The sequence below is a fragment of the Bradyrhizobium sp. SZCCHNS30572 genome (assembly GCF_032484415.1).
Lineage (GTDB): Bacteria > Pseudomonadota > Alphaproteobacteria > Rhizobiales > Xanthobacteraceae > Bradyrhizobium.
Genome location: NZ_JAUESY010000002.1, coordinates 395,009 through 406,446 on the forward strand (window position 1 = coordinate 395,009; position 11,438 = coordinate 406,446).

The window sequence follows — 11,438 nt, forward strand, 5'->3', positions numbered from 1 at the left end:
ATGGCGGACCTCGTTCCTCTGCTCAAGGCCGAGCACCTGACGATGCGCTTCGGCGGCGTCGTCGCCAATGACGACATCACCTTCACCCTGCAGGAGATGGAGTTGCGCTGCCTGATCGGCCCGAACGGCGCCGGCAAGAGCACGTTCTTCAAGACGCTGACGGGACAACTGGTGCCAACGTCGGGCAGCATCGCGTTCCGCGGCATGCCGATCGCCGGCAAGCTGTCGCACGAGATCGCGCGCATGGGCATCGGCATCAAGACCCAGGTCCCGAACGTATTCAACGGCCTCTCGGTGCGCGAGAACATCTGGATGGCGGTGCGCCGCAAGGCGACCCCGCGCCAGCAGGGCCCGGCGGTCAATGCCGTGCTCGAGATGATCCGGCTGACCGACTACGCCGACAGCATCGTCGCGACGCTGTCGCACGGCCAGCGCCAATGGGTCGAGATCGGCATGGTGCTCGCCGCCGAGCCCGAGCTGATCCTGCTCGACGAGCCCGCCGCGGGGATGACCGACGAGGAGACCTTCCACACCGCTGCGATCATCCGCGAGATCAACCAGACCCGTGCGATCGTGGTCGTCGAGCACGACATGGAGTTCATCAAGCAGATCGCCAAGCGCGTGACGGTGTTCCACCAGGGCCGCGTGCTGGTCGAGGACACCGTGGACAAGGTGCTCGCCGACCAGCGCGTCCGCGACGTCTATCTCGGCAAGAAGGTGGCGGCATGAGTGCGCTTCTCGAAGTCAACGGGCTCAAGTCCGGCTATGGCCGGATCCCGATCCTGTTCGGCGTGGACCTGACGGTCGCCGACGGCGAATATCTCGGCATCCTCGGCCATAACGGCATGGGCAAGACCACGGCGTTGCGCACGCTGATGGGGCATCTGCCAACCACCGACGGCTCGGTGGTGTTCGCAGGCCGAGCCATCACGCATCTCAAGCCGCACGAGCGCTCGCGGCTCGGCATCGGTCTGGTGCCGCAGGGCCGGGAGATCTTTCCGGACCTTTCGGTCATGGAAAATCTGCGCATGGGGCTCGCCGCGGCTCCCAAGGAGGACCGTAGCGTCATCGATGCTGTGCTGCAGGATTTTCCGCGGCTGGTCCGCCTGCTCGACCGCCGCGGCGGCGCGCTGTCCGGCGGCGAGCAGCAATTGCTGGCGCTGGCACGCTGCCTGTGCACCAAGCCGAAGCTGATCCTGTTGGACGAACCGACCGAAGGCATCCAGCCGTCGATCATCGAGGAGATCATCGAGACGCTGCTGGCGTTGAAGTCGCGCTGGAAGATGTCTTTGATCGTGGTCGAGCAGAACCTCGAATTCATCACGTCGTTATCGGACCGCATCCTGCACATCCAGAAGGGGCGTATCACCGAGGAACTCGACCGTGAGACTCTCCTGGCCCGGGAAGGTCAGATGGTCCCGAGCTAGAGCCCGTACCGGCGCAGCTGCGCCGGCCCATTGAACTGACAATCTGCTGTCTCTGCCCAGCTTGTCCTCACAAGAAAGGATGACTCATGTCCATCAAACGCCCGAATGCCGAGGAAGTCGCCGATCTCGCCGCCAGCCTGCACATGAACATGACGGTGGAGGAGGCCGCCGAATATCTGTCGCTGATGGGCGGCATGTTCGACCAGTACGATATCATCGACGAGCTGCCGAACCCGCTGCCGCCTGTCAAATATCCGCGCACGCCGGGCGCCAAGCCGCCGCCGAAGGAGAACAAGTACAACGCCTGGGCGATCAAGACCGAGGTGAAGGGCGCGTCCAGCGGCAAGCTCGCCGGCCGGAGCGTCGTGCTGAAGGACAACGTCGCGCTCGCCGGCGTTCCCATGATGAACGGCTCGACCACGCTCGAAGGTTTCATTCCCGCCGCCGACGCCACCATCGTCTCCCGCATTCTCGATGCCGGCGGCACCATCGTCGGCAAGGCCGTCTGCGAGCACTTCTGCCTGTCCGGCGGCAGTCACACCTCCGATCCCGCGCCGGTGCACAATCCCTGGAAGATGGGCTATTCGGCCGGCGGCTCGTCGTCGGGCAGCGCCGCGCTGGTGGCGGCCGGCGAGGTCGACATGGCGATCGGCGGCGACCAGGGCGGCTCGATCCGCATTCCAGCGTCCTATTGCGGCATCTACGGCATGAAGGCGACCCACGGCCTCGTGCCTTACACCGGCGTGATGCCGATCGAATCGACGATCGACCACACCGGACCGATGACCAAGTCGGTCGCTGACAATGCGCTGCTGCTCGAAGTGCTGGCCGGCGCCGACGGTCTCGATCCCCGGCAATATGCGCCGAAGGTCTCGGCCTACACCGAGGCGCTCGGCAAGGGCGTCAAGGGTCTCAAGATCGGCGTCCTCAAGGAAGGCTTCAGCGCGCCCAACATGGAAGAGGGCGTGGTCGCCAAGGTCAAGGCTGGCGCGGAGCGCTTCGCCAAGATGGGCGCGAGCGTGTCGGAAGTCTCGATCCCCGAACACATGCATGCGCTGGCGGCGTGGAATCCGATCACGCTCGAAGGCTTCCTCGTGCAGATGATGCTCGGCAACGGCATGGGGTTCAACTGGAAGGGCCTTTACGATGTCGGTCTGCTCGATGCGCATTCCGGCTGGCGCACGCGCGCCGACGATCTGTCGGTGACGTTGAAGCTGACGATGCTGGTCGGCCAGTGGGGCCTCGAGCACTATCGCGGCCGCTACTACGCCAAGTCGCGCAACATCGCGCTCCAGGCCAAGGCGGCCTATGACGCCATGTTCGGCTCCTACGACCTGCTGCTGATGCCGACCCTGCCGTGCGTCGCCACGCCGATCCCGGCCAAGGATGCGCCGCTCGCCGAGGTGGTGCAGCGCGCCTTCGAGATGACCGCGACGACCAGCCCGTTCGACGTGACAGGTCATCCGGCGATGACCCTGCCGTGCGGCCTCTCGGACGGCCTGCCGGTTGGCCTGATGCTGATCGGCAAGGACTACGCCGAATCCACCATCTACCAGGCGGCGGCGGCGTTCGAGGCCGACGGCGACTGGAAGACCTTCTGATGATCACCATCACCGCGGTCATCAGGGCCAAGGCGGGACACGAGGCCACGATGCGCGACGCCCTCGTCGCCGTCGCGGCTCATGTCGCGGCCAACGAGCCGGAGACGATCGGGTTCTTCATCTCGCAGAGCGAGACCGAGCCCGGTCTGTTCACGACCTACGAGCGCTTCGCCGACAAGGCCGCGATGGACCGCCACAACGGCTCCGCCGCGGTGGCGACGTTCTTCGGCATCGCCAAGCCGATCCTCGACGGCGAGGTCATTCTCGTGACGTCGCAGGAGGTGTCGGCGACGCTGCGGTAGTGCGCTGGGAGGTACCAACCGTCTCCACAGTCATTCCGGGGCGATGCGACAGCATCGAACTATGGTGCGCAATTGCGCACCTGAGAATCTCGAGATCCGGGTTCAGCCCTGGCGGGCTGCCCCGGAATGACAGTGATGACGTCAACGAGAGGAAATCACGCCGATGCTCCGTTTGCACGGCATCATAGGACGCGCCGACGACAGGGCTTATGCCGGAAAACTCCACGCGCTGGAGCATCGCGGCGGCATCGAGCTGTTGTTCGTGCCGCCGGAGGACGCCGGCCGCAGGCGCTTCCGGCTGACCACCGATCGCGGCACCGACTGCGCCGTCAGCCTCGATCGCGACGAACAGCTCGTCGACGGTGCGCTGCTGCATCTCGATTCCGATCGCGCGATCATCGCCCGCTTCGGTGAGGAGCAGGTCTGGCACCTGCGCGCGCGCGATCCGGCCTGTGCGCTGAAGCTCGGCTGGCACGCCGGCAACCTGCACTGGCGCGTCCGCTTCGAAGACGATCATCTGATCGTGCTGCTCGATGCCCCGCTCGACACCTATCGCGCCCGCATCCAGCCGCTGCTCGATGCCGGCGAGGTCATGGAGCGCGATCATGTTTGACCGCGGCGAGGCGCTCGCGCTGCTGCAGCTCGGCGACAGTGCCTTTCCCGCCGGCGGCTTTGCGTTCTCCTGGGGCATCGAAGGCCTCGCGGCCGACGGCCTGCTGTCCGGTCGCGCCGACCTCGACGGCGTTATTGCCGATCACCTCGCGCAGCGCTGGGCTAGCATGGATCGCATCCTGCTCCGCCGCGCCTGGCACGCCGATGACATTGCCGCGATCGCCGCCGTGGATCGCCTCGCCGAGGCGACGACGCCGTCGGCCGAGATGCGCGAGGGCTCGCGGCGCGCGGGCAGGGCGGTGCTCGGCGTCTGGGTCAAGCTCGCCGGTCCGTTATCTCAGGCGTACCGTGCCCGCGTTTCTGCCGATGCGCGGCTCGGACATCTGCCGGTGGTACAAGCCATCACCGGCCGCGATGCCGGCCTTGGCCTCGACGCGGCCGAACTGGTCTCCGGCTGGACCCTCGTCGCCGGCCTCGTCAGCGCCGCCGTGCGGCTCGGCCTGATCGGCCACATTGAGTCGCAGCGCAGCCTCGCGCTTGCCCGCGCACGGCTCGCTGATCTGCTCCACGACACACCCGACGACGACGCGATGCCGTCGAGCTTCACGCCCTTCATCGACATCGCCGTGTCGCGCGGTCCGCTGCGGCACGTGCGCATGTTCACGACCTGACCAGAGGTGCCGCGCCATGATGAACCTGTCGCCGACCGAGATGGATCGTCTCGTGATCTTCAACGCCGCGCAGATGGCGCGGCGCAACCGCTTGCTCGGCATCAGGCTCAGCCATCCGGAGGCGGTGGCCTACATCACCGACGAGGTGATGACCGCGGCACGCCGCAATTTGCCCTATGCCGAGATCCGCGACATGGCGGGACGGCTGCTCACGACCGACGACGTCGAGCCCGGCGTCGCCCAGATGATCCCGATGCTCTATGTCGAGCTGATGTTTGCCGAGGGCACCAAGGTGATGGCGCTGTTCGAGCCGATCCAGCCGGCCGACGGCACTGCGGGTGACGAGTTCGTGCCCGGCGAAATCATTGCGGGCGGCGACGACATCGCGATGTTCACTGAGCTGCCGGCGGTCACGCTCGACGTCGTCAACACCGGCGACCGGGACATCCAGGTGCGCAGCCACACCCATTTCTTCGAGGTCAACCGCGCACTGTTGTTCGATCGTGCCGCCGCCTGGGGCATGAAGATTGATCGTCCGGCTGGACTCGGCGTCCGCTTCGAGCCGGGCGTCACCAAATCGGTACGCCTCGTGCCGATCACCGGCGACCGGATCGTGCGCGGCCAGGCCGGACTCGTCAACGGCCCGCTCGACGCGGCCGGCGCGCGCGAGACCGGGCTGAAACTCGCGCAGTCGCGCGGCTATCTGGGAGCTTGAACTCATGGCCACGCTGACCCGCCGCGCCTATGCCGAGCTGTATGGCCCCACCAAGGGCGATCTCATCCGGCTCGCCGACACCAGCCTGCTCGCCGAGATCGAGCACGACTACACGACCTACGGCCATGAGCTGCTGGTCGGCGCCGGCAAGAACCTGCGCGACGGCGAGGCCATCGCCGGCCACCGCACGTCGTCCCACAAGATCCTCGACGTCGTCATCAAGAACGCCACCATCGTCGACGCCGTCGCCGGCATCGTGAAGGCCGACATCGGCATCCGCGACGGCCGCATCGTCGGCATCGGCAAGGCTGGCAATCCCGACGTCATGCCGGGCGTGCATCCGGACATGGTTGTGGGCCACACCACAGCGCCGATCGCCGGCGGGCCTTTCATCGTCACGTCAGGCGCGATCGAAAGCCACGCGCATCTGATCTCGCCGGAACAGTCGGACCATGCGCTGGCCGGCGGCACCACGACGATGATCGGCAACGGCTCCGGGCCGGTGTTCGATGTCGGCTCCGGCTCGGGGCCGAATTTCGGGCACTTCCTGAAATCGATCGAGTTCTCGCCGCTGAACTACGCGCTGTTCGGCCGCGGCGGCTCCAACCCCGAAGCGGTCGAGGAGGCGGTCGCGGCCGGCGGCATGTCGGTCAAGATCCACGAGGACTTTGGCGCCGCGCCCGACGTCATCGACAAGAGCCTGATCGCCGCCGACCGCAACGACTTCGCCGTGCATCTGCACACCGACTCGATCAACGAATACGGCTTCTGCGAGGACACGATGGCGGCGGTCGACGGCCGCACCATCCACATGTACCACGTCGAGGGTGCCGGCGGCGGCCATGCACCCGATCTGCTCAAGGTGGTGTCCTGGCCCAACGTGATCCCGTCCTCCACCAATCCGACCAATCCCTACACCTCCTACGGCATGGAGGAGGGCGTGCCGATGACGATGATCTGTCATCAGCTCAACTACAACGCGCCCGAAGACGTCATGTTCGGCGAGGCGCGGGTGCGGGCGCAGTCGATGGCGGCCGAGGATTTCCTGCACGACATGGGCGCGATCTCGATCTTCGGCACGGACACCCAGGGCATGGGCCGGCTCGCCGAGAACGTCGCCAAATGCTGGCAGCTCGCCAGCGTGATGAAGGACCGCATCGGCCGGCTGCCGGAGGAGACGACCGCGCGCGCCGACAATGAGCGCATCAAGCGCTACGTCGCCAAGCTCACCATCAATCCCGCTGTTGCCGTCGGCATCGATCATGTCGTCGGCTCGATCGAGGTCGGCAAGATGGCCGATCTCGTGCTGTGGCCGCGCGCCTCGTTCGGCCTCAAGCCCTACATGGTGATCAAGAACGGCTTCCCTGTCTGGGCCGCGATGGGCGACGGCAATGGCAGTCTGGGTCTCTCCGAGCCGATGATCCAGAAGCGGATGTGGGGTGCGCTCGGCGCAGCGCCACAGCGGCTCGGCGTCAACTTCATGTCGAAGCTCGCGGTCGACGCCGGCATCCGCGCCAAGCTTGGGCTCGGCCGTGAGACCGTGCAGATCAAGAACGTGCGCCGGCTGCGCAAGACCGACATGGTCCGCAACGCGGCGATGCCGCATGTCGAGGTCGATCCGCAGACCTTCGAGGTCCGTGCCGACGGCAGGCTGCTGATGTGCCCGCCTGCGACGACCGTGCCGCTCGCGAGGAGGTTCATGCTGCGATGAACCGTCTCGCTCTCACCCGCACCGATGCGCCGATGACCGCCGCGCGCGTCGGCATCGGCGGCCCGGTCGGCTCCGGCAAGACCGCTCTGGTCGAGCGCCTGATCCCGGCGCTGCAGGCGCGCGGCATCGACATCGCGGTCATCACCAACGATCTCGTCACCGCCGAGGATGCCGAGCGCGTCCGCCGCTCGGGATTGATCGACCCGGCGCGCGTGTCGGCGGTCGAAGCCGGCGCCTGTCCGCACGCCGTGATCCGCGAAGACCCGACGCTCAACATCGAGGCCGCCGACGAATTGGAGCGGCGCTTTCCCGGCGTTGAGCTGATCCTGCTGGAGAGCGGCGGCGACAATCTCGCCTCGACCTTCTCGCGCGACCTCACCGATTTCTGGATGTTCGTGATCGACGTCGCCGGCGGCGACGACATCCCGCGCAAGCGCGGCCCCGGCGTGATCCGCGCCGATCTGCTCGTCATCAACAAGGTCGATCTCGCCCCGCATGTCGGCGTCGATCTCGATCGCATGCGGCGCGAAGCGGCCGAGGTGCGCGGCGGCCGTCCGGTGCTCTTGACCAACTGCCGACGCGGCGAGGGTATTGATGCGATCGTCGATCTGCTCGAGCGCGAGGTGCTGTTCCGCAAGTGAGCGCTTCAGCCCCAGAGCCGCCGCGGCTCGATCTCTCCTTCGTTCGCCGCGGCGGCCGCACCATGATCGACCGCCGGCTGTTCGCGTGGCCGTTCGTGCTGACACGCAGCTTCCACACCGATGCTGCGCGGCCGGACCTGCTCAGCGTGATCCTGCAGACCGGCAGTGGCGCGGTGCATGGCGAGGACCGGTTGATGCAGCGCTTCACGCTCCATGCGGGTGCAGCCGTTTGCGTGACCACGCAGGGCGCCACCTCAGTCCATCGCGCCGAGCCGGGCGCACGTGCCATGGAGCAGGTGCTGCTCCGGGTCGAGACCGGCGCCAGGCTCGATTATCGGCCGGAGCCGCGTATTCTGTTTCCCGGGGCTGCCTTGTGCCAGGTGCTCGAACTGCACTGCGCCGCCGATGCTTTGGCCCTCGTGACCGACGCCTTCACGATGCATGACCCGGTCGGGCAGGGGCGCTTGTTCCGCGAGCTCGACTCCGCGCTCGTCGTGCGCCGGACGGGCGAGGCGCCGCTCCTCATCGACCGCATGCAGCTGCGCGATCCTGATGTCGCCGTCTTCAACGGTCATCGCGCGTTCGGCTCGGCCGTGCTGATGCTGCCGCTGACGAACGATCTCACCGCGCTTCGCCAGCGTCTCGCCGATGCGCTGTCCTGCATCGACGGCCTCTACGCCGCGGCAAGCCTGCTGCCGGAGAGCGCCGGTCTCGGCGTGCGCCTCGCGGGCCGCCAGATGCGCCAGCTGCGCACCGGATTCGACGCGATCGCCGCGATCTATCGCGAGGCTCAGGCCCCGAGCGCGCCTGCGACGGCTCGGCCGACCGCTGCGTGAACCGCGTTGCGCTTGTCGTCGCTGGCCTTGGTCTCGGTGAGATAGCTGCTCACGACGACCGGCACGCGCCCTGTCGGCCAGATCACGGCGACATCGTTGCTGCTGCCGCGCTCGCCCGCGCCGGTCTTGTCGCCGATGCGCCATTCGCCGGGCAGGCCGGCGCGCAGCTTGGCGCCACCGGTCTTGCAGGCGATCAGCCAGCCATTCAGGATGTCGCGCGATGCCGCCGACAGCGCCGTGCCGGTCGTCAGCTTCGCCAAGGTCTGCGCCATCGCCGCGGGCGTCGTGGTGTCCCTGGGATCGCCGGGCACGCTTTCATTGAGCGCAGGCTCGATGCGGTCGAGCCGGGTGATGGCGTCGCCGAAGCCGCGGATGGCGCGGGTCAGGCCGGCGGGGCCGCCGAGGCTCGCCAGCAGCAGATTCGCCGCCGTGTTGTCGCTGAGCGTCACGGTCGCCTCGCACAATTCGCCGACCGACAGGCCCGACGTCCCCACATAGGCCTTGGTGACCGGCGCGTAGGACAGGATGTCTCCTTGCGCGATGGGAATGCGGCGCGAGAGCTGCTCGGTGCCGGCATCGACCTTGGTGAGGATCGCGCCCGCCAGCAGCGCCTTGAAGGTGCTGCACATCGGGAAACGCTCGTCGAGCCGATGGCCGCTGAGCGCCCCGCTCGCGGTGTCCAGCAGCGCCACGCCGAGTCGCCCGCCGCTGTCGGCTTCGATGCCGGCGATGGTGGCCTGCAGGTCGGCGGCAAGCACCGGCTTCGCCGCCAGCAGCGGCACGATTGCGAGCGGAAACAATTGCCGCCGTGTGTAGATTGTCATGGACCGTCCTCGAGTTACGCCGTCTCGAGATCGAAATCGGCCCACACCGGCACGTGATCCGACGGCTTCTCCCAGGCCCTGACATAGCTGTCGATGCCGACCTCGACCAGCCGGTCGCTGGCCTGCGGCGACAACAGCAGGTGATCGATCCGGATCCCCGCGTTCTTCTGCCAGGCGCCGGCCTGATAGTCCCAGAACGTGTACTGCCCCGGCGCATCGGTGACGGCGCGCAGCGCGTCGGTGAGCCCGAGGCCGAGCAGCGACTGGAAGCTCTCGCGCGTCTCCGGGCGAAACAGCGCGTCCTCGACCCAGGCCTCGGGGTTGGAGACGTCGGCGGCAGCGGGGATCACGTTGAAGTCACCTGCGAGGATCAGCGGCTCCTCGGTCTTCAGCCGCTCACGCGCGTAGTCACGAAGCCGCGACATCCATTTGAGCTTGTAGGGATATTTTTCCGTGTTCGGCGGGTTGCCGTTGGGCAGATAGAGGCAGGCGATGCGCACCACGCCGTGCTTGAGACTGACCACGCCCTCCAGGAAGCGCGCATGCACGTCCTCGGCATCGCCGTCGAGCCCGGACTTGGTTTCGTCGAACGGCAGCTTCGACAACAGCGCGACGCCGTTGAAGGTCTTCTGGCCGTGCGTCACCACGTTGTAGCCGAGCGCCTCGATCTCGAGCCTTGGGAATGCGTCGTCCGTGCACTTGATCTCCTGCAGGCAGACGATGTCCGGGGAGCATTCCTTGAGCCAGGTCAGGAGGTGATCGATCCGCTGCCGGACCGAATTGACGTTCCAAGTGGCGATACGCATTGGCTTGAGGTTCCCGGGGGGAAGGAGAAACGGCCCCGGTTAGATCAAGCCGCGACCACTCCGGTCAAGGCGGATGGCGTGGGAATCACAGGCGGGCGCAACATTCCGCAGGTGGCGCTGAACTGGCTGCTGCAGCGCCCGACGGTCGCGACCATCATCGTCGGCGCCCGCGACGAGAGCCAGCTGATCGAGAATATCGGCGCGGTCGGCTGGAGCCTGACGGCGGAGCAGGTGGCCACGCTCGACGCCGCGAACGACACGCCGGCGGCCTATCCGGTCTGGCATCGGCGCGGCTTCCCGATGCTGAACGAGCGTCGCTAGTCCAGGATGAGCGGAACTGCTGTGGATCATCAGCCTGAGGCCTCGTGCCTGCAGTGCCGATCCATTTGACGACGACGCCGGACGGGACGTAAAATTAGGTTCGATCGTCACGTGGCCGCGCTTCGGTCATTCTGGAGCCGCCACAACGGGGGGCATCGACCCCGGACTGATCGGCGGTTGAGCCTCACGACTGTGCCGGACCCGCAGTCTTCAATGTGACGATGTTTGGCTCACTAAGTCGTCCCGGCGGACCGCATCAGATTTTCGTTGAAGAGAGAACCTCTCGCTCCTCACCCTGAGGAGCCCGCCGCGGACGGGCGTCTCGAAGGGCGAGGCCAACGCTGCGGCCTCATGGTTCGAGACGGCGCTGCGCGCCTCCTCACCATGAGGGTAAGCAGCGGCGGCTTGAAGGACACTGGCCACCCGCGCGATCAGATCGTCCACCCCTCCGCCGGATACGCCAGCCCATCGCTTGGCACTATCTCCGCGCCCAGCCCATTGCGAAACCGGCTGGCGTAGAATGCCAGCGGCAGGCCGTCCTGGTGGCGGCACCAGCGGACCTCGCCGATGAACAGCGTGTGGTCGGCGATCTCGACCGTGTTCACGACCTCGCAGCCGAATTGCGCAATGGCCGCCGGCAGCAGGAAGAAGCCGTCACGCGCGTCCAAGGCAGGCGCGCCCTGTGCGAGGGTCGCGCCGGCGAAATGCCGGCCGATCGCGACATCATCGGCCGCGAGCACATTCACCGCATAGCGGCCGGACGCGCTCACCGCCTGCCAGGTGCGGCCGCGCTTGAGCGAGACCAGCACCGTCGGCGGCTGCGTCGAGACCGTGGTGAAACTGTTGGCGGTCATGCCGACCGGCGCGCCGTCGCCATCGCTGCTGGTGACGACGGTCACGCCGGTGGAGAACCGCGACGCGGCTGCGCGAAAACCCACGGCATCCGGATGATGGCTCATCGGCCGCTCTCC

The 11,438-nt window shown here is 67.1% G+C and carries 14 protein-coding genes; 11 read left to right on the forward strand and 3 right to left on the reverse strand.

Annotated features, from left to right (window positions below):
- From QX048_RS06790 to QX048_RS06835, 10 genes are all read left to right on the forward strand, one after another.
- Positions 1-729 carry an ATP-binding cassette domain-containing protein gene (locus QX048_RS06790; protein ID WP_315711676.1) on the forward strand — a complete coding sequence of 243 codons (729 nt, stop codon included), beginning with the start codon at positions 1-3 and terminating at the stop codon, positions 727-729.
- On the forward strand, positions 726-1,427 hold the full coding sequence (locus tag QX048_RS06795; protein WP_315827507.1) for an ABC transporter ATP-binding protein: 702 nt from the start codon (positions 726-728) through the stop codon (positions 1,425-1,427). The genes QX048_RS06790 and QX048_RS06795 overlap by 4 nt, the downstream gene beginning before the upstream one ends.
- Before the next feature lie 86 nt (positions 1,428-1,513).
- Positions 1,514-3,028 carry an amidase gene (locus tag QX048_RS06800; protein WP_315827508.1) on the forward strand — a complete coding sequence of 505 codons (1,515 nt, stop codon included), beginning with the start codon at positions 1,514-1,516 and terminating at the stop codon, positions 3,026-3,028.
- A complete protein-coding gene (locus tag QX048_RS06805) occupies positions 3,028-3,330 on the forward strand; it encodes a putative quinol monooxygenase (RefSeq protein ID WP_257164995.1) in 303 nt (100 codons plus the stop codon). Before QX048_RS06800 ends, QX048_RS06805 begins: the two co-directional genes overlap by 1 nt.
- A 163-nt stretch (positions 3,331-3,493) precedes the next feature.
- Positions 3,494-3,943 (forward strand): urease accessory protein UreE, encoded by a 450-nt coding sequence (gene ureE, locus QX048_RS06810; protein WP_315827509.1) that lies wholly within the window; start codon positions 3,494-3,496, stop codon positions 3,941-3,943.
- Positions 3,936-4,613, forward strand: coding sequence for an urease accessory protein UreF (locus QX048_RS06815; protein ID WP_315827510.1), 678 nt, complete (start codon positions 3,936-3,938; stop codon positions 4,611-4,613). The genes ureE and QX048_RS06815 overlap by 8 nt, the downstream gene beginning before the upstream one ends.
- Positions 4,614-4,629: 16 nt before the next feature.
- Entirely contained in the window at positions 4,630-5,328 is a 699-nt protein-coding gene (gene ureB / locus QX048_RS06820) for an urease subunit beta (protein WP_315711684.1), read from the forward strand.
- Between the two features lie 4 nt (positions 5,329-5,332).
- Positions 5,333-7,039: an urease subunit alpha gene (ureC, locus tag QX048_RS06825; protein ID WP_315827511.1), complete on the forward strand. Its 1,707-nt coding sequence runs from the start codon at positions 5,333-5,335 to the stop codon at positions 7,037-7,039.
- Positions 7,036-7,680: an urease accessory protein UreG gene (gene ureG / locus QX048_RS06830; RefSeq protein ID WP_315827512.1), complete on the forward strand. Its 645-nt coding sequence runs from the start codon at positions 7,036-7,038 to the stop codon at positions 7,678-7,680. The genes ureC and ureG overlap by 4 nt, the downstream gene beginning before the upstream one ends.
- Positions 7,677-8,516 (forward strand): urease accessory protein UreD, encoded by an 840-nt coding sequence (locus QX048_RS06835; RefSeq protein WP_315827513.1) that lies wholly within the window; start codon positions 7,677-7,679, stop codon positions 8,514-8,516. Before ureG ends, QX048_RS06835 begins: the two co-directional genes overlap by 4 nt.
- On the opposite strand, the gene bla is transcribed toward QX048_RS06835, so the two are convergent.
- Together bla and xth are read right to left on the reverse strand one after the other, a co-directional pair.
- Positions 8,471-9,340: a class A beta-lactamase gene (gene bla, locus QX048_RS06840; RefSeq protein WP_315827514.1), complete on the reverse strand. Its 870-nt coding sequence runs from the start codon at positions 9,338-9,340 to the stop codon at positions 8,471-8,473. The two genes, QX048_RS06835 and bla, sit on opposite strands and share 46 nt — an antisense overlap.
- 14 nt (positions 9,341-9,354) lie before the next feature.
- Complete coding sequence (gene xth / locus QX048_RS06845; protein ID WP_315711692.1) at positions 9,355-10,146, reverse strand: exodeoxyribonuclease III; 792 nt, start codon at positions 10,144-10,146, stop codon at positions 9,355-9,357.
- A 78-nt stretch (positions 10,147-10,224) separates the two neighbouring features.
- On the opposite strand from xth, the gene QX048_RS06850 reads away from it, so the two are divergent.
- Positions 10,225-10,467, forward strand: a complete 243-nt coding sequence (locus QX048_RS06850; protein ID WP_315750987.1) for an aldo/keto reductase — start codon at positions 10,225-10,227, stop codon at positions 10,465-10,467.
- Positions 10,468-10,898: 431 nt separating this feature from the next.
- Here the strand turns inward: QX048_RS06850 and QX048_RS06855 are convergent, their stop codons facing one another.
- Positions 10,899-11,426, reverse strand: a complete 528-nt coding sequence (locus tag QX048_RS06855) for a flavin reductase family protein (RefSeq protein WP_315827515.1) — start codon at positions 11,424-11,426, stop codon at positions 10,899-10,901.
- Positions 11,427-11,438 lie beyond the last annotated feature (12 nt).